The 26,999-nt window shown below is 66.4% G+C and carries 22 protein-coding genes and 1 riboswitch; of the genes, 14 read left to right on the top strand and 8 right to left on the bottom strand.

Going from position 1 to position 26,999, the window contains the following annotated elements:
* Positions 1 to 3: 3 nt before the first annotated feature.
* Positions 4 to 534, top strand: coding sequence for a helix-turn-helix domain-containing protein (locus tag OG203_RS03230; protein WP_405164147.1), 531 nt, complete (start codon positions 4 to 6; stop codon positions 532 to 534).
* Here OG203_RS03230 and OG203_RS03225 read toward each other — a convergent pair.
* The 4 genes from OG203_RS03225 to OG203_RS03210 all read right to left on the bottom strand — a co-directional run bounded on the left by OG203_RS03225 (position 531) and on the right by OG203_RS03210 (position 4,664).
* On the bottom strand, positions 531 to 1,130 hold the full coding sequence (locus OG203_RS03225; protein WP_405167760.1) for a class I SAM-dependent methyltransferase: 600 nt from the start codon (positions 1,128 to 1,130) through the stop codon (positions 531 to 533). The genes OG203_RS03230 and OG203_RS03225 overlap by 4 nt on opposite strands.
* Positions 1,131 to 1,246: 116 nt before the next feature.
* Positions 1,247 to 2,392: a diguanylate cyclase gene (locus tag OG203_RS03220; RefSeq protein ID WP_405164146.1), complete on the bottom strand. Its 1,146-nt coding sequence runs from the start codon at positions 2,390 to 2,392 to the stop codon at positions 1,247 to 1,249.
* 114 nt (positions 2,393 to 2,506) lie between these two features.
* The gene (locus tag OG203_RS03215) at positions 2,507 to 3,982 is read right to left on the bottom strand and encodes an NAD(P)-binding protein (RefSeq protein WP_405164145.1); all 1,476 of its coding nucleotides are present in this window, start codon (positions 3,980 to 3,982) and stop codon (positions 2,507 to 2,509) included.
* Between the two features lie 91 nt (positions 3,983 to 4,073).
* Positions 4,074 to 4,664 (bottom strand): aminotransferase class V-fold PLP-dependent enzyme, encoded by a 591-nt coding sequence (locus OG203_RS03210; protein ID WP_405164144.1) that lies wholly within the window; start codon positions 4,662 to 4,664, stop codon positions 4,074 to 4,076.
* Positions 4,665 to 4,923: 259 nt separating this feature from the next.
* On the opposite strand from OG203_RS03210, the gene OG203_RS03205 reads away from it, so the two are divergent.
* Complete coding sequence (locus OG203_RS03205) at positions 4,924 to 5,847, top strand: hypothetical protein (RefSeq protein ID WP_405164143.1); 924 nt, start codon at positions 4,924 to 4,926, stop codon at positions 5,845 to 5,847.
* Here the strand turns inward: OG203_RS03205 and OG203_RS03200 are convergent.
* On the bottom strand, positions 5,844 to 6,737 hold the full coding sequence (locus tag OG203_RS03200; RefSeq protein ID WP_405164142.1) for a LysR family transcriptional regulator: 894 nt from the start codon (positions 6,735 to 6,737) through the stop codon (positions 5,844 to 5,846). The two genes, OG203_RS03205 and OG203_RS03200, sit on opposite strands and share 4 nt — an antisense overlap.
* Positions 6,738 to 6,812: 75 nt before the next feature.
* On the opposite strand from OG203_RS03200, the gene OG203_RS03195 reads away from it, so the two are divergent.
* Both OG203_RS03195 and OG203_RS03190 read left to right on the top strand, forming a co-directional pair.
* Complete coding sequence (locus OG203_RS03195) at positions 6,813 to 8,330, top strand: MFS transporter (RefSeq protein ID WP_405164141.1); 1,518 nt, start codon at positions 6,813 to 6,815, stop codon at positions 8,328 to 8,330.
* 137 nt (positions 8,331 to 8,467) lie between these two features.
* Positions 8,468 to 9,103: a TetR/AcrR family transcriptional regulator gene (locus tag OG203_RS03190; RefSeq protein ID WP_405164140.1), complete on the top strand. Its 636-nt coding sequence runs from the start codon at positions 8,468 to 8,470 to the stop codon at positions 9,101 to 9,103.
* 7 nt (positions 9,104 to 9,110) lie between these two features.
* On the opposite strand, the gene OG203_RS03185 is transcribed toward OG203_RS03190, so the two are convergent.
* The 3 genes from OG203_RS03185 to OG203_RS03175 are packed head-to-tail and all read right to left on the bottom strand — an operon-like array spanning position 9,111 to position 11,712.
* A complete protein-coding gene (locus tag OG203_RS03185; RefSeq protein ID WP_405164139.1) occupies positions 9,111 to 10,196 on the bottom strand; it encodes an S-(hydroxymethyl)mycothiol dehydrogenase in 1,086 nt (361 codons plus the stop codon).
* Positions 10,197 to 10,204: 8 nt separating this feature from the next.
* Entirely contained in the window at positions 10,205 to 11,365 is a 1,161-nt protein-coding gene (locus OG203_RS03180) for an NAD(P)/FAD-dependent oxidoreductase (protein WP_405164138.1), read from the bottom strand.
* On the bottom strand, positions 11,362 to 11,712 hold the full coding sequence (locus tag OG203_RS03175) for a bifunctional 3-phenylpropionate/cinnamic acid dioxygenase ferredoxin subunit (protein WP_405164137.1): 351 nt from the start codon (positions 11,710 to 11,712) through the stop codon (positions 11,362 to 11,364). Before OG203_RS03175 ends, OG203_RS03180 begins: the two co-directional genes overlap by 4 nt.
* 196 nt (positions 11,713 to 11,908) lie before the next feature.
* On the opposite strand from OG203_RS03175, the gene OG203_RS03170 reads away from it, so the two are divergent.
* From OG203_RS03170 to OG203_RS03125, 10 genes are all read left to right on the top strand, one after another.
* Entirely contained in the window at positions 11,909 to 14,353 is a 2,445-nt protein-coding gene (locus OG203_RS03170; protein ID WP_405164136.1) for an FAD-dependent oxidoreductase, read from the top strand.
* A 4-nt stretch (positions 14,354 to 14,357) separates the two neighbouring features.
* Positions 14,358 to 15,521: an N-methyl-L-tryptophan oxidase gene (gene solA / locus OG203_RS03165; protein WP_405164135.1), complete on the top strand. Its 1,164-nt coding sequence runs from the start codon at positions 14,358 to 14,360 to the stop codon at positions 15,519 to 15,521.
* 7 nt (positions 15,522 to 15,528) lie between these two features.
* Complete coding sequence (locus OG203_RS03160; RefSeq protein ID WP_405164134.1) at positions 15,529 to 16,704, top strand: aromatic ring-hydroxylating dioxygenase subunit alpha; 1,176 nt, start codon at positions 15,529 to 15,531, stop codon at positions 16,702 to 16,704.
* Between the two features lie 6 nt (positions 16,705 to 16,710).
* Positions 16,711 to 18,192, top strand: coding sequence for an aldehyde dehydrogenase family protein (locus tag OG203_RS03155; RefSeq protein ID WP_405164133.1), 1,482 nt, complete (start codon positions 16,711 to 16,713; stop codon positions 18,190 to 18,192).
* A 62-nt stretch (positions 18,193 to 18,254) separates the two neighbouring features.
* Positions 18,255 to 19,784, top strand: coding sequence for an APC family permease (locus tag OG203_RS03150; protein WP_405164132.1), 1,530 nt, complete (start codon positions 18,255 to 18,257; stop codon positions 19,782 to 19,784).
* Positions 19,777 to 21,333: a GMC family oxidoreductase gene (locus OG203_RS03145; protein ID WP_405164131.1), complete on the top strand. Its 1,557-nt coding sequence runs from the start codon at positions 19,777 to 19,779 to the stop codon at positions 21,331 to 21,333. The genes OG203_RS03150 and OG203_RS03145 overlap by 8 nt, the downstream gene beginning before the upstream one ends.
* A 7-nt stretch (positions 21,334 to 21,340) precedes the next feature.
* Positions 21,341 to 23,200: a putative nucleotidyltransferase substrate binding domain-containing protein gene (locus OG203_RS03140; protein WP_405164130.1), complete on the top strand. Its 1,860-nt coding sequence runs from the start codon at positions 21,341 to 21,343 to the stop codon at positions 23,198 to 23,200.
* A 12-nt stretch (positions 23,201 to 23,212) separates the two neighbouring features.
* Positions 23,213 to 23,998 carry an IclR family transcriptional regulator gene (locus OG203_RS03135; RefSeq protein WP_405164129.1) on the top strand — a complete coding sequence of 262 codons (786 nt, stop codon included), beginning with the start codon at positions 23,213 to 23,215 and terminating at the stop codon, positions 23,996 to 23,998.
* A gap of 202 nt (positions 23,999 to 24,200) precedes the next feature.
* Positions 24,201 to 24,295, top strand: a riboswitch (glycine riboswitch).
* Positions 24,296 to 24,334: 39 nt separating this feature from the next.
* Positions 24,335 to 25,630, top strand: coding sequence for a serine hydroxymethyltransferase (gene glyA, locus OG203_RS03130; RefSeq protein ID WP_405164128.1), 1,296 nt, complete (start codon positions 24,335 to 24,337; stop codon positions 25,628 to 25,630).
* Positions 25,627 to 26,994 carry an L-serine ammonia-lyase gene (locus OG203_RS03125; RefSeq protein WP_405164127.1) on the top strand — a complete coding sequence of 456 codons (1,368 nt, stop codon included), beginning with the start codon at positions 25,627 to 25,629 and terminating at the stop codon, positions 26,992 to 26,994. Before glyA ends, OG203_RS03125 begins: the two co-directional genes overlap by 4 nt.
* Positions 26,995 to 26,999 lie beyond the last annotated feature (5 nt).

The following is a 26,999-nucleotide window of genomic DNA, read 5'->3' as shown; positions in this document are numbered from 1 at the left end:
GGTGTGGGTTCGGCGATCTGCTGTGCTGACAGGGGAATCTGCCGACAGTGCGTTCGGCTCCGCCGCGGTTGTTGCAGGAAGCGGCCGAGGTGCTGCGCCACTATCGAGATCTGTTGGTACAGGCCGATATCGAACGACAACAGGCCGCCGAGGAACTCTTCGACGAATTCGAAGACGCGACGGTCGAGGGCGCGTTGGCGACGATACTGCGCTCGTGCGGACTCGAGGAGCAGGACACCTATCGAGTTGTCAGCGCCGCGACGGAGCCTTATCGATCGGCCGCGTCGGTCGCGGCACTGCGAGAGTTGCTGTCCCACATCCGAACTCCGCGCGACCTTGGCGGCGTTTCTCGACCGCAACGGCTCATGGACCAAAGCCGCCGAAGCCCTTTACCTGCACGTCAATACGGTCCACTACCGGATCGAGCGCATCGAAAACTTACTGGCCGTGACCTTTCCGCCCTCACCGATCGGATGGATCTACGCGCGGCGCTGCTCACCGAGCCGCGCACCGAGATCCGCGATCAGCTCCTAGCCTTCGACAAGCTCCGGGTGGCGCGTGAAGCGGACGAGGTCGTGCCATCGGGTGCCGCGGGCGTCGAGTAGGGAAAAGCCTTCTGGCTCAACGAGTTCGCGTAGCTCGGCTACGCTGATCCGGTCCGGGTCCAGGAATTGTTCGAAGAAGGCGAGTCGTCCGCCGGGCTTCAGTACGCGGGCGAGGTCGCGGACGCACGCGGGCTTGTCGGGGACTTCGCCGATCACGGTGGCGAGGAACGCGACGTCTAGGGAGTTGTCGGGGAACGGCAGGCCCGCACCGGCGTCGCCGCTGTGGAAGCCGACGTTGACGCAACCGGCGGCGTCGAGCTTTCGGCGTGCCTTATCGAGCATTTGGGGCTGGATGTCGAACAGTTCGAGCCTGCCGTCGGTGAGTTTGCGTGCGAGTTCGAGGCTGTAGAAGCCGGGACCGGGGCCGAGTTCGAGGACCTGTTCGGTGCCGGTCAGCTCGAGCTGGTCGATCGTGTCTCGCGGATTCGTGAAGAATCGCCGCACCGGGTTGTCCAGTAGGAATGCGGCCTGGTGCGGGTACGGGAAGTCACCCACTCGCCGCGTTTGTCGGACCAGGGTGTCCAGCCAGGTAGTGGTCATGCGCGCCTCCGAGGTGAGTTAGTAAGGCTTACCTTACTTCACGGAATTCCGTTGCGCCACACCGTCGATGGCGAAGTATTCGCTACTCTCGTCGAAGCGGGCTAGGCTGTCCGGGAGCCGTGCAACGGTGGAGCCGCGTCCTGGGGGTCGGCGATCACGACGGTATTGCCGCCCAATTGCTTTGCGCGGTACATGGCCGAATCCGAACTGCGGAACAGGTGACGCGTTGTTGTGGTGAGGTGCCGATCGCACGTGCGATCGGGTTCGAATTCCACCGCCCCGACGCTGGCGGTGATTGTGCTCGGCAGTCCGGGCATGCTCTCGACCGCGCGACGCAGTCGGTCCGCGATGAGACCGATGGACTCGCTGTGCAGGTGGCCGACGACCATGAACTCCTCACCGCCGGTGCGCACGACGATGGCGTCGGGTGACGCGGTGGCTCGCAGGCACTCGGCCGTACGCACCAGCACCTCGTCGCCGAACGAATGTCCGAAGGTGTCGTTGACGGATTTGAAGCGATCCAGATCCAGCGTCACCACGTAGACACCTTCGCGGCAGCGGCGTCCGAAGAAGCGCGGCAGGTGCGAGTCGAGGCCGCGTCGGTTCAACAACTTGGTCAACGGATCGGAGAGCGCGTCCACCCGCAGCAGCCAGTTGTAGAAATGCACGATGGGCAGCATCACGCCGGTCACGACGAGGACTACCAGAATGGCGACCATGCCGAGCGCGTAATCGCCTTTACCGTGTCCGGTGCTTCCTGGCACGCCGTGCACCATCATTGCCGCCAACGCCAGAATCGAGACCACCGACCAGCCGATATGCAGGGCAAGGACCTGGGGACTGTGGAAGATGGTGATATATCCGCCGGTCACCACCAGCAGGACGCAGCCCATCGAGCCGAGCAGGCGATCCTGGATCATCACATTGTTGGCGGTGATCGCCAGATCGACCCCGGCGATCCAGAGCAGCGATTCGAGTTCGTTCGGCCACGGCAGCAACCACCAGCGCAGGGTCCACACCGCCGCCATCGTGACAACGAGGACGGCCTGTGCCCGCCCGGCCGGAGCGTTCTGACCGGCATGCGAGACCAGGGCGAGCACCGTGATCAACCCCATGACGATGCCGCCCGCGCCGACCATGAACTTCAGCGGTCCGAGCGCGGAGTGGGATTCGAGCGTCGCGATCAGCCATCGGTAATGCACCCGGTATCGCCACCAGGCGCGAACCATCAAACGACTGTCGGTCACCGATCACCGCCTTACGCTGGCAATCTCCGGTCTGTGTGTGTGGCTCTGGCAGAACTCGCTCTCGACGGCGTCTAACTGTAACCATTAGTAACTGAGAATTTGCCCACCAAGGTATCAAAAAGCCAGCGGGCGCGCAGTATCGGCTGGTCCGAACCACTGCGGGATCACGTCACGGACGAATGAGCTGATGCATTCGGCGGTCGGTCCCGAGAGGATTTCGCCGACGAAGTAGATGCCATGCCGTCCCTGGATGTCCGCGACGCGGTCGAACCAGCCGTCGCGGACCGCGGCCGCGCTCGGATAGGCGGGCCATTCGGCGATCGTCTCGGCGACCAGTTCCGGGTCGTCGAACAGGAACAGGCTGTCCTTGGCGAGGGACCAGGCTCGCGCGTCGGATATCGAGGTGTCGGAGTTGCTGAAGCAGACCCAATACGGTCCAGGACGTTGCTTGTTCGCAGCGGTGATGCGGTGCATGGCCTGCTGTGGATCGGAGTCGGTGTAGCTCCCGTACGGATCGATCACCCAGAAGCCAAGGGGCTCATCGGAATCCGGCTTCCGAGGGAAACTGATGAGTTCTTCCCGTGCCCGAATGAGGTAGCTGCGTGTCCAAGCGCGCGGACAGTTCCGCTCGGCGAACAGATCGTGAATATCGCCCTCGGGGAAGATATCTCGAATCTGCGCGGGCCGTGTGGACACCACCACTCGCGAATAGATCGCACTGCGCTGTTCGCCGTCCACGGTCCAGGTGACCCGAACCCCTTCCGGCTGAACGGGTTCGATGCCGGTCACCCGGCTGTTGACCGTGACAGTGAGGCGGTGGTCATCGGCTATCTGGCGCAGGAAACTGATGAACCCCCGTCGGAAGCTCAGGCTGACCGGTCGACGCGAACTCAGCTGGGCGACCAGCGACTGCGGCATCCGTGCCAGCAGCGACTGCTTCTGGGCCGGATACAGCGACAGCACCAGCTTGGCCAGCTGCGAAACGTGCCCGGAGATATGCGCGTTGATATTGATGATGGTCTCGGCGGGCTGACCCGGTCGACGCATGTTGGCGTAGATCACCAGCCCCTGCAATACCTCGCCGACCAGCGGTGCGTGGCGCGCCCGATAGGTCTCCCAGGTCTCGCCCTCGACACGATCGAACGCCAACCCGCTCACCCCGGGCCCGTGCTTGCCGCTGAGCGCCCGTTCGATGATGTTCCAGGCCTCGACCAGCTGATCGACCGTCTGCTCGGGGGTCATGGTCTGGAACAGTGGCACGAAATGCGGCGGCACGCCGAGCTGCGGTTTGCCGGAATCGGATCTGCCGACGAAGTACAGCGCCTCGATCTGCGTCGGCACCGGATGCTCGCGGAGCAACTCGTCGATGGCGGTGCCCGCCGTATCCGCGCCGAATGACTGCTGAATGACGAGATGTGACTGGAAATCATAGATTTCACCGTCGACGTCGACGGACTGGCAGTAGCCGCCGGGCTGCGCGGCGGCCTCGAGAATGTCGATATTCTCGAAGCCGAGCTTGCGCATCCGCGCGGCGGCCATGATGCCGCTCTGTCCGGCGCCGACGACGCAGATGGGTGCAGCGAGATCCATCGGGACTCCTACGGGTTGGGTGAACGCAAGGGCCGTAGGCAGTGGAACGCGGGGATTCGCTCGTTCATGACGGGTCCTCGGCAGGGGATAGTCATGAGTATGCGGCATCACCGGTGCTCTGCTCAGCGATTTCAGGCGCGGATGAGCGTGGCCACGGTGTCGACCAGTCGATCGATATCCTCTTCGTTGTTGTAGCCGTGCGGTGCGCGCGCAGTCCGCCCGCACGTGCGGACACGGCGATGCCCTCGGCCTGTAATTGCTTGGCCAGCAATGGCATCGGCGGTCCGTCGAGATGGACCGCGATGATGCCGGAGCGTCCGTCGGGCGATCGGTCCGACAGTACGGTCGCGCCGATCGAGGCGAGGCCCTCGCACGCCAGATCGCACAGGTGATCAACATGCGACCAGATCGCCGGGATGCTTGCCGCGCGCAGCAGATCGATCGATGCGCCGAGCGCGGCGATGCCGGTGACATTCGGCATCCCGCCCTCCAATCGCCGTGCGGTGTCATCGAATACGAGCTCGAGATCGCCGTGCAACGACACTTCGGTCGCCCGCCGATGCATCGCGTCGACCGACGGCTGCGGCAGTGGACAGATCCCGGCATGGTTGAGGTAGGCCCACCGTCGTACGGCCGGAAAGTGTTCGCGGGCAAGGGGAGTGGTGCCGACCGTCGCGGTCATCTCATTACCTCCAGATCAAGCGGACATCACGTCCACTTCTGCTGTCGGAAGCGTACGTCTGAAACGGTTATTCCGTCCACTTATTCTGTTTGTCTGAATCTCGCCGATGTTCCCCAGTGTCGCGAGGCGAATTCGGCGGGGGTGATCTTCGCCTCGTTGAGCACGGTCAGGCTGGTGCCGGTCGCGGGCGGCGCGGTTGGTTGGCGTTATCTTCGGGCGTGACTACATGGATGAGGCCGGGACTGATGGGGGTCGGTGGATGCTGATCGGTTTGGTTGCCGCGTTGCTTGCCTGCGTGGGGTACGGGGTTGCGTCGGTGCTGCAGGCATACGCGGCGCGGCGGTCGGCCGCGGTCGCGCAGGCGCGCGGTGATGGCGGGCAGCTGACCGAGAACGGTGCTCCCACTGTCGCTTCCACGGTCGCGGCGGTGTTGACGGTGTGGTTCATCGTTGGCAGCGTGCTCGATGTTGTCGGGTTCGTGGGTAACGCGGTGTCCGCGCGGTTGATTCCGCTGTTCCTTTCGCAGACGATCATGAGCGCGAACTTGATCATCACCGCGGTGCTCGGTGTCTTCGTGCTCGGCATCCGGTTGCATCTGCGCGACTGGGTGGCGATCTGCGCGGTGATTCTCGCGCTCGCCGCGCTCGGTGGGGCCGCGGGTAATGAGGGCGGCGGCAGCGATGATCCCGCGATGCACTGGGGTGTGCTGATCGCGTCGATTGTGCTGTTTGCCGCGAGTCAGCTCGTGGTGCGACGTCTTGGCTCGCGGGGCGCGGTGGCCGCAGGGCTTGCGGCCGGAATGTTGTTCGGGGCCTTGGCGATTGCGGTTCGCATTGTGCAGGGCATCGATCCGCTCGAGGTGTCGACGTTGCTCACCGACCCGGCCGCGTGGACGATCGCGATCGCGGGCATCGGTGGTTTCTACCTGCATACCGTTGCGCTGCAACTCGGTTCGGTGAACGGGGCTACCGCGGCGCTGGTGGTCGGCGAGACGGTGATTCCTGGAATCGTCGGCGTGCTTGTGCTCGGCGACACCTCACGCCCTGGACTCGGATGGCTTGCGGCACTGGGCTTCGTACTTGCCATCGGCGGAGCGGTGGCGGTCGCGGTCTTCGGCAATCTGTCTCAACTGGAGCACGCGGACGAACCGGATCCCGTGGGCGAACGCGTACTCGATGCCTAACTGAGCGCGTTGCGAATCGTGTCGCGTAGCCAGCGCTGCGCGGGGTCGGCATCGAGCCGTGCGTGCCAGAGCAACCGCACCTCGAGCGCCGGCAGGTCGGCGATCGGGAACCAGCGCAGGCCGAGCGCCTGGCCGTACTGCTCGGCGAAACGCTGCGGAGCCAGCCCGACGTAGTTGGTCGAGGCGACCAAGAGCATCGACACGGCGGCGGTCGGCACGACGGCGGCGACGCGACGGTGCAGACCGGCGGCGTCGAGCACCTCGTCGAGTGGTCCGCGAGCGCGACCCCGGCGCGAGGCCGAGACGTGCGGATACTGGCACAGCTGCGCCAGCGTCGGGCGGCGATGCTGACCGAGCGGACTGTCGGCACGGACGATGCCGACCAGTAGCTCGTGGTACAGCACGGCGGACTGGATGTCGGGCGACGCGACGTCCCCGGCACTGATGTCCAGATCGACCGACCCGTCACGCAGCGCCTCGATGCTCTCGCTGCCCTCGGTGACGAAACGCAGCGTCACGCCGGGGGCGACCGCGGCCGTGGCATCGACCGCCGCCGCCGCGAGGGTCGCGGCGACGCCGTCATTGATGCGAATCGTGAAGGTGCGCTCCAGTTCGGCGATCGACACCTCGCGGTCGGCGCTGATCAATGCCGACGCTTCATCGAGCAGCGACCGCACCCGCGGTGCGGTGCGCAGCGCGAACGGCGTCGGCGCCATGCCACGCCCGGCTCGAACCAGGATCGGATCATGCATCGCGCGCCGCAACCGGCCAAGGGCCCGGCTGGTTGCCGGGATGGACAGGTGCAGGCGCTCGGCCGCCGCCGTGACGCTGCCGTCCTGAAGCAGCGCGTCGAATACGCGCAGGAGGTTCAGATCGAGCTGTTCGGGCATAGTTGCATCGTATGCAAGTGTGTCTTGTGAAAGTTGCGTGGCACGGAAACCATCGACGTCCATACCGTCATACCCATGCCATTTAACGTCCTGATCCGTGATCGCCCTCCGGCATCGCCAGCATCCCCTCCGGTCGCGCAGCGCGGCCTGCTCGCGGTCATGTGTGCCTGCGTCGTGCTCGTCGTCGGGATGGTCGCCTCGATCAACCTCGCCGTCCCGATGCTCGCCGCGAGCGCCTTACACCCCTCCGCGTCGACACTGGTCTGGATCGTCGACACCTACGTCATCTTCTTCGCCTGCCTGGTCATCCCCGGCGGCGCCGCGGGCGATCGCTTCGGGCGCAAGGGCGTCCTGCTGACCGGCCTGCTGCTGTTCGCGGTCGGCGCGCTGCTCTCGGCGATCGCACCGAACGTGGCCGTGTTGCTGGTGAGCCGCGCGATCACGGGTGTCGGCGCCGCGGCGGTGTTGCCCAATACGCTTGCCATCCTGCTGCACGCGGTCCCCGCCGAACGCAAGGCCGCGACGATCGCGGTGTGGGCATCGATGACGGGAATCGGCGGCGTCGTCGGCAATGTCGGTGGCGGAGCGGTTCTTTCGGGCGGATCGTGGCGTTGGTTGTTCGTCGCCGCCGTGCCGATCTCGGTGGTGCTCGCCGGACTCGTCGGACGGATCGCGCCGGTGTCGCCGCGCCACGACCGTCGTCTCGATCTGCCCGGCGCGGTGCTGTTCGTCGCCGCGTCGGTGGCGCTGCTGCTCGGCATCGTCCAAGGTCCGGAGTCGGGCTGGGGGAGTGCGCTCGTCGTCGGCGGGTTCGCTTGTGCCGCAGTGCTGTTCGTGGTGTGGACGGTCGTCGAATTGAAAGTAGAACACCCACTGCTCGATCCACGGTTGTTCCGCGTGCCTGCCCTGCGCAGCGCCTGCCTCGGCATGACGGCGGTCTTCTTCGGGATGTTCGCACTGTTCTATGTCAACGCGTCGTTCCTGCAGTACGGCAAGGGATTCAGTGTGCTGCGCACCGGTCTCGGCATCATCCCGCTGACCATCCCGGTCATGCTCGGCGCACGCCATGTCGGCCGCTTTGCCCAGCGGATCGGTCTCGACGCCACGATCGCTCTCGCCTTCGTGTTCGTCGGCGGCGGGCTGCTCGGACTCTCCACCAGCGACGCGCAGACTCCGTACGTCGAATACGCCGCGTGGCTCGTCACGACCGGAATCGGTGTGACGCTGGCACTTCCGACGCTGTCCGGCGCCATCGCGGGCTCGCTGCCGCACGCGCAGGCCGGGGTCGGCGCCGGGTTGCAGGCCACCACCCGCGAATTCGGCAGTGCCCTCGGCGTCGCCGTCATCAGCACGGTGCTCACCGCACGGTTCGTCGATGCGCTGCCGGCCGATATCCGCGCCGGGCACGATCCGCACACCGTGGCGCAGGCACTCGCCACTGCCTCCGCCGAGCGGGCCAATGATGTTGTCACGGCGTTCATCTCGGGTGCCGACCTCGGGCTGCGGATGGTCGGTGTGACCGAGCTGATCCTCGGTGGGCTCGTCGTGCTGCAGTCGCTGCTGTCTCGACGTGGACACGCGCGACGGCAGTGAGCCGACAGGATCGTGCCGGTGATCGGTCGGGCCGCCGCCGCGATGAGTCGGCGGCCCGGCGCACCATCGTCCACTCGGCGCATAACGGCATAGGGGAAGATGGGCGGATGCCCGGAGGAACGGATCGCAAAGGAAAGGTGGGTCGACCACCGCGTTTGTCCCGCGAGTCCATCGTAACGGCCGCCGAACGGCTGCTGCGGGACGAAGGCACGGACAGCCTGTCGATGCGACGGCTGGCGAAGGAACTGGGCAGCACACCGATGGCGCTGTACCACCACGTGCGCGACAAGGACGAACTGCTGCTGCTCGTGCTGGAGTCGCACGCACAGTACATCCCGCGGCGGGAATTCCCCACCGATCCGCGCGAGCGATTGCTCGATGCCGCGCTGATCCTCTACGACGGCCTGGCCGAACGGCTCTGGATCATCGAGGTGCTCGCCACCGATCCGCTCGTCGTTCCGTCGGCCATGTGGATGGTCGAGGTCATCGTGGCGGCGGCCGTCGACTGCGGGTGCACCATCGAAGAGGCCGTCGACGTCTACCGCACCATCTGGTACTACATCCTTGGCGATCTGTCCGTCCGGGCGAGCCACGAGCGCCGCAGGTCACGCATCGAGGCCGCGGCCGCAGCCGACCCGGTGATGCCTCAGCTCGACGCGAACGCGCTGCCAACGCTCGCCGCGATCGGCGACCAGTGGGGCGAGCTGACCACCCGCGATACGCATCGGAAAGGTCTGGAGGCGATCGTGAACGGCCTCCTGCCACAACAGTAACGCCGCATCACCACACCACGACCGAGCGAAGCACATCGCCGTGGTGCATGGCGGTGAACGCCTTCTCCACCTGATCGAGTGAGATGCGTTCGGTGACAAAGCGTTCCAGCGGCAGCCGACCCTGCCGGTACAGGCCGATCAGCATCGGGAAGTCCCGTTCGGGCAGGCAATCGCCATACCAGGACGATTTCAGCGCGCCGCCGCGCGAGAACAGCTCGATCAGCGGCAGGTCGAGGGTCATCTCCGGGGTCGGCACGCCGACCAGCACCACGCAGCCCGCCAGATCGCGTCCGTAGAAAGCCTGCTTCCATGTTTCCGGGCGGCCGACGGCATCGATCACCACGTCGGCGCCGAAGCCGTCGGTGAGTTCCCGGATCCGCTCGACCACGTCCTCGGTGCTTGCGTCGATGCAGTGGGTGGCACCGAAGTCACCGGCCAAGGCCAACTTTCGGGCGTCTCGATCGATGGCGATGATGGACTTGGCTCCGGCCAGGTACGCACCGGCGATCGCGGCATCACCGACGCCGCCGCAGCCGATCACCGCCACGCTGTCGCCGCGCGAGACGTTGCCGGTGTTCATCGCCGCCCCGATGCCAGCCATGACGCCGCAGCCGAGCAGCCCGGCGACGGCGGGATCGGCTTCGGGATCGACTTTGGTGCACTGATTTTCGTGGACGAGGGTCTTGTCGGCGAAGGCGCCGATGCCAAGGGCGGGCGTCAGCTCGGTGCCGTCGGTGAGGGTCATCTTCCGGCTGGCGTTGCTCGTGTCGAAGCAGTACCAGGGGCGGCCGCGTCGGCACGCACGACATTCCCCGCAGACCGCCCGCCAGTTCAGCACGACGAAATCACCTACGGCGACATGGGTTACGGCAGAACCGACCGTCTCGATGATGCCTGCCGCCTCGTGGCCGAGCAGGAACGGGAATTCATCGTTGATGCCACCCTCGCGGTAGTGCAGGTCGGTGTGGCACACCCCGCACGACTGCACGCGCACCACGACATCGTGCGGCCCTGGGTCGGGAACCACCACATCGACGAGTTCGACCGGCGTCGCCTTGCGGCGCGCGATGATGCCGCGCACGGTTTCGGACACGAATCCTCCTACGGGGTTGCGATGGCCGATGGCCGCCGCTCGATCTGCTTGCGGTAGCGGGTGAACAGGCGTGCGTTGTCGATGGCGAAGACGGCCACCGGCTCGCCGGCGCGTTCGTAGAGCGCGGTGCACGACGGTGTGGACGGGTCGCCGTCGATGAAGCGAACCGCGTCGTCCGGCCGGCGGTTGCCCGCGAACTGGATCATTCGGCCGTACTGCCGTGACCAGAAGTAGGTGGACGGTAGGTGGGCGGGTGGTGCACCAACAATGGCCGCCGCGGCGATACGCGCCTGGGTGGTCGCGTTCGACCAGTGCTCGCAGCGATGGTGCGAGCCCAAGGCATCGTGATAGGCGCGGGCACAGTCGCCGATGGCGTAGATATCGGGAACCGTTGTGCGGCACTGTGAATCGGTGACGAAGCCGTTATCGATGGCCACTGGGGAACCCTGCGCCCATTCGGTGTTGGGAATCGCGCCGATACCGATGATCACGGCATCGGCGGTGAGCAGTGAGCCATCGGTGAGGCGCACGCCGCTGACGTGTTCGTCGCCGAGGAATTCGGCCACCGCGACACCGGTGCGTAGCCGAACGCCGTTGGCCGCGTGCAGATCCGCGCACAACGCCCCCAGGCGTGGGCCGAAGACCACGGACAGCGGATCGTTCGCGAGTTCGACAATGGTCACCTGCACCCCGAGAGTGGCTGCCGTCGAAGCGATTTCGGCACCGATGAGGCCTGCGCCGATGATGACGACGGTGCGTGCGGTGTGCAGCGCGGCGCGGATCGCGCGCGCGTCATCGACGGTGCGCAAAGTATGGATGCCGCCCAGTCCTTGCGCGCCCGGTAGTGAGCGGGCGCGGGCACCGGTGGCGAGCACAAGCGATCGCCCGGCGACGACGGTCCCGTCGTCCAGGGCGACGCCGGGACCGCTTGCGGTCGAGGTTATTTCGATCGCGCGGTGCCCTAGTAACCAGCGCGTGCCGGGATCGTCGGTATCGCCCAACGCGATATCGACCTCGCCGTGCAGGAATTCCTTCGACAGCGGCGGCCGGTCGTAGGGCGGGTGGACTTCATCCCCGACCACGGTGATGCTGCCGTCATAGCCACGCTCGCGGAGGTCGCGGACAAGCGAGAACCCGGCCAATGACGCGCCGACGACAACCACGCTCATGTCGACTCTGCCTCGACCACGATATCGCCGTCGAGCACGCGCACCGCATAGGTGCGCACCGCGATCTTGGCCGGGGGCCCCGAGACTCGACCGGTCCGCAGATCGAAACACGATTCGTGCAAAGGGCATTCGACCGTGCAGTGCTCCACCCAGCCATCGGCGAGCGACGCGTCCTGATGGGTGCAGGTGTCATCGATCGCGAACAGACCCTGCTCGGTATGGAATACCGCGATCGGCGTTGCGCCGTCCGGCCGCACGGTGGCGACCTCGCCGACCGGCAGGTCCGTCAGACGTGCGACGAACAGTTCCGCCCCGGCGGTGGCCGTGTGCTTCGCAAGGGATTCCATAGATCCTCCATGAGTTGCTTAGAACGCAACACGAATCGCGATACGCAACAGTGTGCATCGGCGTCCAGCCACCGTCAACCCCGAATTCTCCCCGGTAAACAAGAGGTTTCCAGTGGTTGACAGTGCGCCCAGGCAGGCGGACCATTTGTTGCGTAATACGAATTCGTTGCGCTACCAGCAACAACGGAGGCACCCTTTGGCTCACCCGAAAGTTGTCATCATCGGAGCCGGAATCGTCGGGACATCCTTGGCCGAGGAAATGACCGCGCGCGGTTGGGTCGATATCACCGTGCTCGACCGGGGGCCACTGTTCGTCACCGGCGGATCCACTTCGCACGCACCAGGTTTGGTGTTCCAGACGAACCCGTCCAAAACGATGACCGAGTTCGCCAGATACACCACCGTGAAGTTCGGCGCGCTCGATCATCCCGCCGGGCGTGCGTTCGATCCGGTCGGCGGACTCGAGGTGGCGACGACACCGGAGCGCTGGCGGGATCTGCACCGCAGGTTCGGCTGGGCGCAGTCGTGGGGAATCGAGGGGCGCCTGTTGGATGCGTCCGAATGCGCGGCACTGTATCCACTGCTCGATATCGACCATGTTATCGGCGGATTCCACACTCCCGCAGATGGTTTGGCTAATGCGTTGCGCGCGGCGCAGGCGCAGGCGCGTGCGGCAACCGCGCGCGGCGCGCGTTTCCTGCCCAATCAAGAGGTGCTCGGCATCGCCCAGAGCGGCGGCCGAGTCGTCGGCGTAGAAACGGCCGACGGCGTCATCGCCGCGGACATCGTCGTCTGCGCGGCCGGATTCTGGGGTGCGGAGCTGGCGAAGAAGGTCGGCCTCGTACTACCGCTGGTGCCGATGGCGCACCAGTACGCCAAGACCGGGCCGCTGGCCGCCTTGGCGGACCGCGCCAACGCGGCGAGCCTGCCGATCCTGCGTCATCAGGATCAGGACCTCTACTATCGCGTGCACGGCGACCGGATGGGCATCGGCTACTACGGTCACCAGCCGATGCCGGTGGACATGTCCACCCTGGCGTCGGACACCGCGGGCGAGGCGATGCCATCGATGCTGCCCTTCACCGACGCCGATTTCGTGCCCGCCTGGCGCGAATCCATGGAATTGCTCCCCGCACTGGGGGATTCGAAGCCGGAAGAGGGTTTCAACGGTATCTTCTCGTTCACTCCGGACGGTTTCTCGATCATGGGTGAGCACCGCGACCTCGCCGGATTCTGGGTCGCCGAGGCAGTATGGGTCACCCATTCGGCGGGAGTGGCCAAGGCGACGGCGGAATGGATCATCGACGGCGCGCCGGGCACCGACGTGCACGAGTGCGATCTCTATCGTTTCGAAGATGTCGCGCGCAGTGGGCAATTCATCACCGAGACCAGTTCGCAGGCCTTCGTCGAGGTATACGACATCATCCATCCGCACCAATATCGGACGGCGCTGCGCGGCCTGCGCACCAGTCCCTTCTACGCCCGCCAACAGGAATTGGGCGCGTTCTTCTTCGAGGCCGGCGGCTGGGAAAGGCCCGCCTGGTACGAGGCCAATGCCGCACTGACGCAACGACTCCGCGACGACGGCCTGCCATTCCCGGACCGCGACGACTGGTCGAGCAAGTTCTGGTCGCCGATCTCCATCGCCGAGGCGCGCTGGACCAGGGAACGGGTCGCGATGTTCGACATGACCCCGCTGACCCGATACGAACTCGCCGGTCCGGGAGCGCTCGACTTCCTCCAGCGACTCACCACGAACAACCTGGACAAGAGCGTCGGCTCGGTCACCTACGCGCTGCTGCTCGACGAGACCGGCGGCATCCGAAGCGATCTCACCGTCGCCCGGCTCGGTCCGCAACGCTTCCAGGTCGGCGCGAACGGCCCGCTGGATTTGGACTGGTTCACTCGCCATCTGCCCGCCGACGGTTCGGTCACGCTGCGCGACATCACCGGCGGCACCTGCTGTGTCGGCGTGTGGGGACCGAAGGCGCGGGACCTGGTGCAGCCCTTGTGTTCCGACGATCTTTCCCATCAGTCGTTCAAGTACTTCCGTGCGCTGCAGACCTACCTCGGCGCGATCCCGGTCACCATGATGCGGGTGTCCTACGTCGGCGAACTCGGCTGGGAGATCCACACCACCGCCGAATACGGCAGCGCGCTCTGGGATCTGCTGTGGACGGCTGGCGGCGCACACGAGGTCATCGCGGCAGGGCGGATCGCCTTCAACAGCCTACGTATCGAAAAGGGTTACCGCGGTTGGGGAACCGATATGACCGCGGAACACCTTCCTGCCGCAGCGGGTCTCGACTTCGCGGTGCGGATGACCAAGACCGACTTCATCGGCAAGCGCGCGTTGGAACAGGCCGACCCACCGGCAAAGATCCTGCGCAGCATCGTCTTCGACAGTCCGTTTGCGGTCGTTCTCGGTAAGGAGCCGGTCTATGTCTACGGCTTGTACGGGGGTTATGTGACCAGCGCCGGCTATTCGGCGACCATCGGACGCAGCATCGCCTACGCCTGGCTACCCGCGTCGGTTGTCGTCGGCGACGTGGTCGAGGTCGAATACCTCGGCACGCGTTATATCGCGACCGTACACGCCGAGCCGGTGGTCGATCCCGATATGTCCAGGATCAGGAGATAGCGAAATGGCGACGGCGACAACGGGATACGACGTCATCGTGATCGGCGTCGGCGGCATGGGCAGTGCCGCCGCCTATCACCTCGCTGCCCGCGGACAGCGGGTGCTCGGGCTGGAGAAGTTCACCCCCGCGCACGACCGTGGTTCGAGCCACGGCGGCTCCCGCATCATCAGGCAGTCCTACTTCGAGGACCCCGCCTACGTTCCGCTGCTGCTGCGCTCCTACGAGCTCTGGGCACAACTGGCCGCCGATGCCGATCAGGAGGTCTTCCGGCTCACCGGCGGCCTGTATCTCGGCCCGCCGGACTGCCTGACGGTCGCGGGCAGCCTGCGCGCGAGCCGTGAATGGTCACTGCCGCACGAGGTTTGGGAGGCGGCCGAGATCCGGCGACGCTTCCCGAACTTCACCCCCGCCGACGGTGACATCGCGATATACGAGTCCAACGGCGGCTTCGCCCGCCCCGAACTGACCGTGCGGGCACACATCGATCTGGCCCTGCGCGCTGGCGCGACGCTGTCGTTCGGCGAGGAGGTACTGAGCTGGGCCGAAACAGCCTCCGGCGTAACGGTAACGACGGCAAGAACCACCTACCACGCGGATCAACTGGTCATCTGCCCCGGTGCGTGGGCGCCACAGTTGTTGGCCGACTTCGGCATTCCGATCACCATCGAACGCCAGGTGCTGTACTGGTTCGCGCCGACCGGCGGCACCGCGGCCTTCGAAGACGATCCGATCTACATCGCGGAGGACGACTCCGCCACGCAGATATACGGCTTCCCCGCCATCGACGGCCCGGCAGGCGGGGCCAAGACGGCGTTCTTCCGCAAGGGCATCGTCTGCACGCCGGACACCATCGACCGCGTCGTGCACCCGCACGAGGTCGAGGAGATGCGCGACCGGGTCGCCGCCCTGCTTCCGGCCATGGCCGGTCCGTGCGTGCACACGGCCACCTGCATGTACTCCAACACCCCCGACGAGCACTTCGTCATCGCCCGTCACCCTGGCGGCACCCGCGTCACCATCGCCTGCGGCTTCTCCGGTCACGGCTTCAAATTCGTCCCGGTCGTGGGGGAGATCCTGGCCGATCTGGTCATCGAGGCGACAACGAGGCATCCGATCGCACTGTTCGACCCGAAGAGGCTGGTGACCAGTGAAAACAGCATCGCATAGCGATTCCATGGGGGGTGGCGGTCGGGCGACGGGTGGGCCGACGGACCTACCGGTGACGACACCGGCCCTGATCCCGACCCTCGGTGGCAAGTGGTACGTCGACGACGGCATCTTCACCGCCGAACAGGAACAGCTCTTCGAACGAATGTGGTTCTGCGCCATCAGAACCGGCGATCTCGCCAACCCCGGACAGTTCAAACGAGTGCAGGTCGGTCGCGAGAGCGTCCTGATCGTGCGCGGCCGCGACGGCACGTTACGCGCGTTCCTGAACATCTGCCGCCACCGCGGCGCGATGCTGTGCACCGAGGACCAAGGCCAGGTGCGACGCAACCTGCAATGCCCGTACCACGCGTGGACCTACGGACTCGACGGCACACTGATCGCCGCGCCGAATATGGCCGCGCTGAAGGACGCCACCGGCACCGCCATCGATCGAGTGGCCTACGGACTGGTCCCGGTCGCCCTGCGCGAATGGCTCGGCTACGCCTGGGTCTGCCTCGCCGACGAACCCCCGGTCTTCGAGCACGACGTGCTTGGCGCGGTCACCGAACGCCTCGGCGACCCGGCCGCGATCGACGCCTACGAGATCGACACCCTCGAAGTGGGCCGCCGAGTCGTTTACGACGTCGCCGCCAACTGGAAGCTCATTGTCGAGAACTTCATGGAGTGCTACCACTGCGCCACCATCCACCCCGAGCTCACCGAGGTGCTTCCCGAATTCGCGCAGGGACTAGCCGCTCAGGTGTTCGTTGGCCACGGCGCGGAATTCGGCGCCGATATCGCCGGATTCACCGTCGACGGTTCGCCGGGTTTCGATCGGCTGCCAGGGGTTACTCCGGAACAGGACCGTCGCTACTTCGCCATCACCATCCGGCCGACGGTTTTCGTCAATCTGGTCCCGGATCACATTATTTTCCACCGGATGTTCCCGATGTCCGCAGGCCGCACTATCGTCGAGTGTGATTGGTTGTACACCAAGGAAGTGGTCGCCGCGGGACGAGATGTGTCCCGTTCTGTCGAATTGTTCCACCGGGTGAACGAGCAGGATTTCGCGGCATGTGAGCGAACGCAACCGGCAATGTCGTCGCGCGCCTACCGTAAGGGCGGGGTGTTGGTGCCCGCCGAGCATCACATCGCGGAGTTCCACGAGTGGTTGTCCTGTCGTATCGGTGACGTGAGGTGACATGAGATGAATGGTGATCCGGATCTACTCATCGGCGGTCGATGGACGCATGCCGCGGATGGTGGGCTGCGGCAGATCATCGATCCGGCCAACGGCGCCGTCGCGGCGACGGTGGACGAGGCAACCCCGGACGACGCGCGCGACGCCGTCGCCGCGGCCCGCGCGAGCTTCGACGAGGGAAGCTGGGCCGCCACACCGGTCGCCGAACGGGCGGCGCTGCTGCTGCGGATCGCCGACCTGCTCGCCCGCGACAAGGATCGGCTGGCGCGGCTGGAGACCGCCGATACCGGAAAGACGTTGGTGGAGAGCGAGATCGACATCGACGACGTGATCTCGGTGTTCCGCTACTACGCGAGCGCGGTCGCGGTGCAGGCGGACCGGCTGATCGACGTGGGCGACCCGGCGGTGATCAGCCGGGTGGTCCATGAACCCATCGGGGTGTGCGTGCTCATCGCGCCGTGGAACTATCCGCTGCTGCAGATGTCGTGGAAGGTCGCGCCCGCGCTGGCCGCCGGCTGCACCATGGTGCTCAAGCCGAGCGAGGTCACCCCGCTGAGCACCATCGAATTCGCGCGACTCGCCGAGGAGGCGGGCGTACCCGCCGGGGTGTTGAACCTGGTCCAGGGCAGCGGTGCGGTGCTCGGCACGGCGCTGACCGACAACCCCGACGTCGACTTCATCTCGTTCACCGGCGGCCTTGCCACCGGCCGGACCATCAGCAAAGTCGCCGCCGAGCACGTCACCAAGGTCGCGGTGGAACTCGGCGGCAAGAACCCGCACATCGTATTCGCCGACGCCGACTGGGAAAGCGCCGTCGACCACGTGCTGACCGGCGTGTTCCTGCATTCCGGCCAGGTCTGCTCGGCGGGCACCCGGTTGATCGTCGAGGAGTCCATCGCCGAGGACTTCGTCGCGGAACTGGCCAGCCGCGCCGAGAAGATCCGGGTCGGCCCCGGCCTCGACCCGGCCACCGAGACCGGCCCGCTGGTCTCCGAGGAACATCGCGCAAAGGTGGAAGCCTATGTCGCGCTGGGCATTTCGGAGGGTGCGAAGCTGGTCACCGGCGGCGCCCGGCCGAACGACCCCGCGTTGCGGGACGGCAGCTATTACCTGCCAACGATTTTCGATCGGTGCGACCGCTCGATGCGCCTCGTGCAGGAGGAGACCTTCGGCCCGATCCTGACGGTGGAGCGATTCAGCACCGAGGCCGAGGCGATCCGGCTCGGCAACGACACCGAATACGGCCTCGCCGCGGGTGTGCGCACCTCGGACGCGGCGCGCGGCGAGCGGGTGGTGCGCGCGCTGCGACACGGCACGGTATGGCTCAACGACTTCGGCTATTACACCGCCGGTGCGGAATGGGGCGGGTTCAAGAAGTCCGGCAACGGACGCGAACTCGGCCCGACCGGGCTGGCCGAATATCAAGAAATCAAACACATTTGGCACAACACGGCACCTAAGCCGGCGGAGTGGTTCAAGGGCGTCTGATCGTAAGTAACACATATCGGCCGGACAGCCCGTACGGCCGCCCGCGGAAGGCACGGTAAGCAATGGTGGTCAAGGAACACGGTGTGTCCGATGACAGCGGAATGGAGGATTTCGGATATAAGGAATCCCTTGACCGCAGCATCGGCAAATTCGCCAGCTTCGCGGCCGGGGTCAGCTATATCTCGATCCTGACCGGCACGTTCCAGCTGTTCTATTTCGGTTTCGGCAGCGCGGGTCCCGCGTATCTGTGGTCGTGGCCGATCGTCTTCGTCGGACAGCTTGCCGTCGCACTGTGTTTCATGGAGCTCGCGGCGCGTTATCCCGTCGCCGGGTCGGTATACAACTGGTCCAAATCACTCGGCAGCAGAATCGTCGGATGGTCGTCGGGCTGGCTGATGCTGACCGCCTCGATCGTCACGCTGTCCGCCGTCGTGCTCGCGCTCCAGCTGAATCTGCCACGGCTGTGGAGTGGCTTCCAGATCATCGGCGACGGCAGCGGCGAATACGACTACGCCACCAACGCGGTGCTGCTCGGCACGATCATGATCATCTTCACTACCACGGTCAACGCGCTCGGCGTCCGGCTGATGGCGATGATCAATAGCGCCGGTGTCTTCATCGAGCTGATCGCGGCGGTGTTGATCGCGATCATCTTGGCGGCGAACGCGACTCGCGGTCCGCAGGTGTTCTTCTCCACCCACGGTTACGGTGCGGGCGAGTCCGGCGGCTATCTCGGGGCGTTCCTGGTGGCCTCGCTCGCCTCCGGCTATGTGATGTACGGGTTCGACACCGCGAGTTCGCTCGGTGAGGAGACGGTGGAGCCACGGCGCACCGCGCCCAAGGCCATCCTGCGCGCGGTGCTCGCCTCCTTCGTCATCGGCGGCGCGATTCTGGTCTTCGCGGTGATGGCGGCCCCCGATCTCGACGATCCGCAGATCGGTAGCTCGAGTGGCGGCCTGCAACACATTGTCGAAGAGGTGATGTGGGGTCCGCTCGGCACGATCTTCCTGTGCTGCATCGTGATTGCGGTGACGGTGTGCTCGCTCGCTGTGCACACGGCCGCCATCCGGCTGACCTTCGCGATGGCCCGCGACAACGCGCTGCCGTTCGGCGAGAAGCTCGCCCGGGTGCATCCCAAGACCCAGACGCCGGTTGTGCCTGCCATCCTGATCGGCGTCCTCGCCGCGCTCATCCTGGTGGTCAATATCGGCCAGCCGAAGATCTTCACGGTGCTGACCTCGATCGCGATCATCATGATCTACCTGGCCTACCTGATGGTGACCGGGCCGATGCTGAAGAAGCGGCTGCGGGGTCAGTGGCCGCCGAAAGAGCTTGCGGAAGGCGGCTATTTCACGATGGGCCGCTGGGGCATCGTCGTCAATATCATCGCCGTGGTGTGGGGCGTCGGTATGGCGCTGAACCTGGCCTGGCCGCGCCAATCCGTTTATGGCACACCCTGGTACAACACCTGGGGCGCGTTCGTCTACATCGGCCTCATCCTCGGTGCCGGGCTCGCCTGGTACGGGATCAAGGGCCGCAAACGAATCGGCACTCTTGCTTCTCACGCAGTGGAGGTGCGCAGCGATGTCTGACACGGTGTTCGACTATGTGATCGCGGGCGGCGGGACCGCGGGCTGTGTGCTCGCCGCGCGGCTCAGCGAGGATCCGGCGGTATCGGTGTGCCTGCTCGAGGCCGGCCCCTCCGATGTCGGCGACCGCGCCATCCTCGAACTCGCGCAGTGGATGCATCTGCTCGATTCCGGCTACGACTGGGACTATCCGGTGGAGCCGCAGGAACGCGGGAACAGCTTTCTGCGCCATGCCCGCGCGAAGGTCCTCGGCGGATGTTCCTCGCATAACTCCTGTATCGCGTTCTGGCCGCCCGCGGAGAACCTGGACGAGTGGGCCGCCCTAGGCGCGAAGGGCTGGGGCGCGGCCGACGTGCTGCCGTATGTGACCAGGCTGGAGAACAACGACGCACCCGGCGATCAGCACAGCCGCACCGGCCCGGTCCGGCTGCGCGACGTGCCGCCCGACGACCCGTGCGGCGTCGCGGTGCTCGCGGCGGCAGCGGCGGCCGGACTGCCGACGGTCCAGTTCAATCGGGGCGCCACCGTGCGCAACGGGGCTGGCTGGTTCCAGATCAACGCGGCCGAGGACGGCACGCGCATGTCGACATCGCACGCGTATCTGCACCCCGTGCTGGATTCGCGCCCGAATCTCGAGGTGCGCACCGACTGCTGGGTCAGCGAGATCCTCTTCGACGACGCGCGCGCCGCGACCGGTGTGCGGTATCTACGCCCCGACGGAATCGGCTACGACAGCGTCTCGGCGCGGCGCGGGGTCGTCGTCACCGCAGGTGCCATCGATACGCCGAAGTTGTTGATGCTCTCCGGTATCGGGCCCGCCGATCATCTGCGCGAGATCGGCATCCCGGTGCTGGTCGACTCGCCCGGCGTGGGCGCCAACCTGGACGATCACGTGGAAGGCCTGGTGTTCTGGGATGCCGCCCGGCCGATGGTCGAGACCTCGACACAGTGGTGGGAGATCGGTGTGTTCGCCACCACCGATGAGACGCTGCGCGTGCCGGACCTGATGATGCACTACGGCAGCGTGCCGTTCGACATGAACACCCTGCGCCGCGGCTACCCGACGACCGACAACGGCTTCTGCCTCACCCCCAATGTCACGCAGGGCCGCTCGCGCGGCACGATCCGGTTGCGCAGCCGCGACTTCCGGGACCGGCCGAAGGTCGACCCCCGGTACTTCACCGACCCGGACGGTCACGACGAACGCGTCATGCTCGCCGGAGTTCGGCTGGCCCGCACGATCGCGGCACAGGAGCCGCTGCGCGAGTGGGTCGCCGCCGAACTCGCCCCCGGACCGGACGCGACGACCGACGACGAGCTGCTGAGCTATATCCACGCCACCCACAACACGGTGTACCACCCGGCCGCCACCGCACGGATGGGCGCGGTCGACGATCCGATGGCGGTGCTCGACCCCGAGCTGCGGGTGAAGGGGGTGACGCGGCTGCGGGTGGTCGACGCGTCCGCGATGCCGAAATTGCCCGCGGTGAACCCGAACATTACTGTCATGGCCATGGCGGAGAAGTGCGCGGATCTCCTCAGGACCACGTGAGCCGGAGATGCCTGCGGAGGGCGAACTAACGGCGTTCCTCGGCGCGCACGCACCGTTCCAGTCGATGCCGGCCACCGATCTCGACCGGCTCGCCGCGGCCGCCTCGCTGCACGAATTCGCGGCTGGCGCGGTGATCCGCGACTACTCGGTACAGGTGCCCGACGATATCTGGATGCTGTGGACCGGTCGAGTCATCCTGCGGCGCAGCGGTTCCGACGCTGCTTCGGCGCTGGCGGACGACAGCCGCACGATCGATACCGTCGAGTCCGGCGGGATCTTCGGCTATGTGCCGCTGCTGACCGGCGGCAGCGCCGAATTCGTCGCGCTGGCAACCGAAACCAGCCTGCTGATCCAATTGCCTGGCGAGCTGGTCCGCGCGCAGTTCGCGCAACCGGACGGACTCGCGTTTCTGGCATCGTCGGCGTGGAAGACGGTGTCCGGCAACCGAACCCCGATGTCGGAGGTGCTCGGCAGTCGCCAGGCCGGTGAACTCGTCTCGGCGGCCGCGGTTTTCGTGACACCCGACACCAGCGTCCGAGACGCGGTCATCCTGATGACCGAGCGTCGCGTCTCCTCGGTGCTGATCCGGTTGCCCGACGGCGACTTCGGCATCTTCACCGATCAGGACCTGCGCACCAAGGTGGTGGCGGCCGGGCTGCCCGTCGACGTGCCGATCGCGCAGGCGATGAGCGCACCGGCCCGCCGGGTCAGCGCCGACCTGCCCGCCGAGACCGTGCTGATGGAGATGCTCGAGGCCGGGCTCCGGCACATGCCGGTGGTGTCACCGCGCGGCGAGGTGCTCGGCGTCCTCGAAGACGCGGAGCTGCTCGCGGCCTCGGCGCGGCAGAGTTTCATCCTGCGGCGCGCGATCGGCGCGGCCACGGATGCGACCCAGCTACAGCGGGCCGCCCGCGAAATCCCCAGTACCACAGTCGATCTGTTCCGCAACGGAACCAAGGCGACCGCGACGAGCGGCATTCTGTCCGTCGTCATCGACTCGGTGATCCGCAAGGCACTCGAACTCGCGCTCGCCGAATCCGACGACGCACCGAGCGTCGGGTTCGCCTGGCTGACGCTCGGCAGCATCGCTCGTCGCGAGGCGATGCCGTCCTCGGATGTGGACAGCGCGTTGTCCTGGGCCGACGAGTTGTCCACCGCCAGTGCGCGATTGCGTGCGATCGCCGAGCGCACGCACGCCATCCTCGACGCCTGCGGATTGCCCGCGGACAGCAATGGGGCGATCGCCGCGAAGCCGAAATTCGCTCGATCCCGGTCTGATTGGACGAAGGCGGCGATGCGATGGCTCGATGATCCGCTGCAGGATCGCGGGTTGGTGATGTCCTCGCTGCTCATCGACGGGCGGGTGGTGTGGGGTGACCCCGCGCTGCACGCGGTGCCCGCCGCGTTCGGCAGGATGCGCGCCGACTATCCGAATGCCTTGCGCCTGCAGTTGCTCGACGCGTTGTCGGGGCGGGTGCGGGCGCGGTCGCTGCGGGACGTGCTTTCCCGGCGCGGCGGCACCTTCGACCTGAAGAACCACGCGCTGGTGCCGATCGTCAACCTCGCGCGGTGGGGTGGGCTTGCGGCCGGGGTCACCGCCGCCTCGACACCGGTGCGGTTGGCGGCCGCCGCGTCGGCCGGTGTGATCGCCGACCGTGATGCCGCGGTGCTCACGGAGGTGTTCGTCATGCTGCAGCGGATGCGGATGGTGCATCAGGTCGAGCAGTTGTCCGCGGGCCATCGGCCCGGCGATATCGTGCTGATGTCGGAGTTGTCGCCATTGAATCGGAGTTTGCTGAACGACGCGTTGCGGGAGATCGCTGCGGTGCGGCGACGTGTCCGCGGTCTCGCGGTGCCGTCGGCCTAGAATGGCGGCGTCATGGCGAAACAGGATGGTGAGGACACGGGCCGGGCCGCTGCGGTGCAGTCGGTCGACCGCGCACTGCTCGTGCTGGAGATCATCGCCAAGCTCGGCCAGGCCGGTGTCACGGAGATCGCCGCCGAACTCGGTGTGCACAAATCTACCGTCTCCCGGCTGGTCGCCGTGCTGGAATCGCGCGGTTACGTCGAGCAGCTTTCCGAGCGCGGCAAATACCGGCTCGGCTTCTCCATTGTCCGGTTGGCCGGATCCACCAGTGCGCAGGTCGATCTCGTCGGGCAGAGCCAGGGCGCGTGCAACGCGTTGGCCGCCGAAACGGGGGAGACCACGAATATCGCTGTGCTGGACGGTAATCGGATCATCAATATCGTGGAGGCAGCGGGGACCGGTTCGATCGCGCTGCGGTCCTGGGTCGGGCAGAGCTGTCCGGCGCATGCCACGTCGAGTGGCAAGGTGCTGCTGTCCGGTCTGGAACCCGCCGCGATGCGCAAGCAGGTAGGCCCGAAGTTGGAGGCGTACACCGCGAATACCCTGACAAAGCTCGCCGACTTGGCTGCCCAGTTGGTGGCGGTCCGCGAGAACGGATGGGCAAGTGTGCGTGAGGAACTGGAGATCGGACTGAACGCCGTCGCCGCTCCCGTCCTCGACGGTAACGGGGCAATTGTTGCGGCACTGAGCGTTTCGGGGCCGTCCTATCGCCTCGGTCCCGATCGCTTCGCCCCGACGGCCGAACTGGCGATCGCGAGCGCCGCGGACATCAGTCGTCGGTTAGGCTACTTCGGCTGACGACTCCGGGTGCGGTTCGCCATTGACAACGCGCGCGGCCGCCGACAATACTGAGTCGCGTGTCGCGCAGGTGTTGCGCTATACGCAACAACTAATCAACTGAATACTGGCCGCACACGCAGCGGGAGATCTCCATCCAGGTGATGGAGAGCCGAAGGAGCAACACCTCCCGGGAATCTCTCAGGCCCAGTACCGCTGCGCATAAGGCAACTCTGAAAAGTAGTGCACCACGCACTCGCCGACGGGGCAAACGCGGCAACGCGTGAATCTCTCAGGCCATAGGACAGAGCGGGAGGAGCCACCCCCACGCGCGTACGCGTCGACGAAAGGCTCCCCATGGCTGACCCTGCCTCCGCTGTCCGCACCGAACTCGACGTCCCGCTGCGCGAATTCGACCCGGTCGTCGCCGCACTGGTCGACCAGGAGACCGACCGGCAACAGCGCGGACTGGAAATGATCGCCTCGGAGAACTACGCGCCGCTCGCGGTGATGCAGGCGCAGGGCACCGTGCTGACCAACAAGTACGCCGAGGGTTACCCCGGACGCCGCTACTACGGCGGCTGCGAGCACGTCGACGAGATCGAATCGCTGGCCATCGAGCGGCTGCGCGCGCTGTTCGGCGCCGAATACGTCAACGTGCAGCCGCACTCCGGCGCGCAGGCGAACGCGGCCGTGATGCACGCGCTACTGCGTCCCGGCGACGGCATCCTCGGACTGGCGCTCGACCACGGCGGCCACCTCACCCACGGCATGAAGGCCAACTTCTCTGGACGGCTGTATAACGTTGCGGCATACCATGTTCGGGCCGAGGATCAGCTCGTCGACATGGCGGAGGTTGAGCGGCTCGCGCACGAGCACCGGCCGAAGCTGATCGTCGCGGGCTGGTCGGCCTATCCGCGCCACCTCGACTTCGCCGAATTCCGGCGCATCGCCGACGAGGTCGGCGCGTACCTGATGGTCGATATGGCGCACTTCGCCGGTCTCGTCGCCGCCGGGCTGCATCCGTCGCCCGTACCGCACGCGCACGTCGTCACCTCGACCACGCACAAGACGCTTGGCGGGCCGCGTGGTGGATTCATCCTCGCCACAGCGGATTTGGGCAAGAAGCTGGATTCCGCGGTCTTCCCCGGGCAGCAGGGCGGACCGCTCGAGCATGTGATCGCCGCCAAGGCGGTCGCGTTCAAGATGGCGGCCGAACCGGCGTTCCGCGATCGGCAGGAGCGGACCCTCGCCGGTGCGCGCTTGCTCGCCGACCGGCTGCTGGCCGAGGACTGCCGGGCCGCTGGCATCGGCGTGGTCAGCGGCGGCACCGATGTACACCTGGTGCTCGTCGACCTGCGCGATGCGGAGCTGGACGGCAAACAAGCCGAGGATCTGTTGCAGACAGTGGGAATTACGGTGAACCGCAACGCCATTCCGTTCGACCCGCGCCCGCCGATGATCAGCTCCGGGCTGCGGATCGGCACGCCCGCGCTGGCCGCGCGCGGCTTCGACGACGCGGCATTCACCGAGGTCGCCGACATCATCGCGACGGCATTGTGCGGCGGCGCGCCCGTCGCGGCACTGACCGCGCGAGTGGACGCCTTGGCACAGCGATTCCCGCTGTACCTCGGGATGCGGAACCCCGCGTGACGATCAGCGTTTTCGACCTGTTCCGGGTCGGTATCGGGCCGTCGAGTTCGCACACCGTCGGTCCGATGCGTGCCGCGGCCGCGTTCGTCGAGCGGCTGAAGGACGCCGATGTGCTGCACGAGACGAGCGCGGTCCGGGTCCAGCTGTACGGATCGCTCGGTGCGACCGGGCGCGGCCACGGCAGCGTCGAGGCGATCGTCGCCGGGTTGTCCGGTGCGCAGCCGGAGAGTATCGATCCGGACACGATGAGCGCGACGGTGGCCACGGCACGCGCCACCGGTCGGCTGTACCTCGGCGGTGTGCAGTCGATCGTGTTCGCTGTCGACAGCGACGTGGAGCTGCTCGGGTTGACACGGTTGGCGTTCCACACCAACGGGATGCTGTTCAGCGCGTACGGCGATGGCGGGCGAGTGCTCCTCGAACGCCAATACTTCTCGGTGGGTGGCGGTTTCATTCTCGACGAGGACGAGATCGACGGGCGGGCTGTCGATGCGCCGGTTGCCGTCGCGCACCCGTTCCGCTCGGCGGATGAACTGCTTACGATCACCGCCGCCACCGGGAAGTCCATCAGTGCCGTGGTGCTCGCCAACGAATTGTCTTGGCGCAGTGCGGATCAGGTGCGGGCGGACCTGCTCGATATCTGGGCTGTCATGCGGGGCTGCGTCGAACGCGGGATGTCGACGGGTGGGGTGCTGCCGGGGTCCCTTCGGGTACGGCGGCGAGCGGCGAGCCTGGTCGAGCGACTGAACGCCGAGGCGGAGGAAAACGATCCGCTGCGTGCGATGGAGTGGGTCACGCTCTACGCGATGGCGGTCAACGAGGAGAACGCCGCGGGTGGCCGCGTCGTCACCGCACCGACCAATGGCGCCGCGGGCATCATTCCCGCTGTGCTGCACTACATTCAGCGATTCATCACCGCCGACGAGGACAGCGTCGTCGAATTCCTGCTGACCGCGGCGGCCATCGGCCAACTGATGAAAGAGAACGCCTCCATCTCCGGCGCCGAGGTCGGCTGCCAGGGCGAGGTCGGCTCCGCCTGCGCCATGGCCGCCGCCGGACTGGCCGCCGTACTCGGCGGCACGCCAGCGCAGATCGAGAACGCCGCGGAAATCGGCATGGAACACAACCTCGGCCTCACCTGCGACCCCATCGGCGGCCTCGTCCAGATCCCGTGCATCGAACGCAACGGCATCGCCGCCGTCAAGGCAATCACCGCCGCCCGCATGGCAATTCGCGGCGACGGCATCCACCACGTCTCGCTGGACCAGGTCATCCAAACCATGCGCGCCACCGGCGCCGACATGCTCGACAAGTACAAGGAAACCTCCCGAGGCGGCCTAGCCGTAGCAGTCGTCGAATGCTGACAGTC

The sequence above is a fragment of the Nocardia sp. NBC_01499 genome, from assembly GCF_045040275.1.
Taxonomy (GTDB): domain Bacteria; phylum Actinomycetota; class Actinomycetes; order Mycobacteriales; family Mycobacteriaceae; genus Nocardia.
This window is presented reverse-complemented; position numbering and strand designations above follow the sequence as displayed.

Bases quoted from the DNA above. Each gene is read 5' to 3' on its own strand.
- OG203_RS03145 (WP_405164131.1), top strand. From the start codon at position 19,777: ATGTCTGACACGGTGTTCGACTATGTGATCGCGGGCGGCGGGACCGCG.
- OG203_RS03180 (WP_405164138.1), bottom strand. From the start codon at position 11,365: ATGAGCGTGGTTGTCGTCGGCGCGTCATTGGCCGGGTTCTCGCTTGTC.
- OG203_RS03205 (WP_405164143.1), top strand. From the start codon at position 4,924: ATGCTGATCGGTTTGGTTGCCGCGTTGCTTGCCTGCGTGGGGTACGGG.
- OG203_RS03215 (WP_405164145.1), bottom strand. From the start codon at position 3,982: ATGGATCTCGCTGCACCCATCTGCGTCGTCGGCGCCGGACAGAGCGGC.
- OG203_RS03140 (WP_405164130.1), top strand. From the start codon at position 21,341: ATGCCTGCGGAGGGCGAACTAACGGCGTTCCTCGGCGCGCACGCACCG.
- OG203_RS03195 (WP_405164141.1), top strand. From the start codon at position 6,813: ATGCCATTTAACGTCCTGATCCGTGATCGCCCTCCGGCATCGCCAGCA.
- OG203_RS03210 (WP_405164144.1), bottom strand. From the start codon at position 4,664: ATGACCGCGACGGTCGGCACCACTCCCCTTGCCCGCGAACACTTTCCG.
- OG203_RS03150 (WP_405164132.1), top strand. From the start codon at position 18,255: ATGGTGGTCAAGGAACACGGTGTGTCCGATGACAGCGGAATGGAGGAT.
- glyA (WP_405164128.1), top strand. From the start codon at position 24,335: ATGGCTGACCCTGCCTCCGCTGTCCGCACCGAACTCGACGTCCCGCTG.
- OG203_RS03135 (WP_405164129.1), top strand. From the start codon at position 23,213: ATGGCGAAACAGGATGGTGAGGACACGGGCCGGGCCGCTGCGGTGCAG.
- solA (WP_405164135.1), top strand. From the start codon at position 14,358: ATGGCGACGGCGACAACGGGATACGACGTCATCGTGATCGGCGTCGGC.
- OG203_RS03175 (WP_405164137.1), bottom strand. From the start codon at position 11,712: ATGGAATCCCTTGCGAAGCACACGGCCACCGCCGGGGCGGAACTGTTC.
- OG203_RS03155 (WP_405164133.1), top strand. From the start codon at position 16,711: ATGAATGGTGATCCGGATCTACTCATCGGCGGTCGATGGACGCATGCC.
- OG203_RS03160 (WP_405164134.1), top strand. From the start codon at position 15,529: ATGGGGGGTGGCGGTCGGGCGACGGGTGGGCCGACGGACCTACCGGTG.
- OG203_RS03200 (WP_405164142.1), bottom strand. From the start codon at position 6,737: ATGCCCGAACAGCTCGATCTGAACCTCCTGCGCGTATTCGACGCGCTG.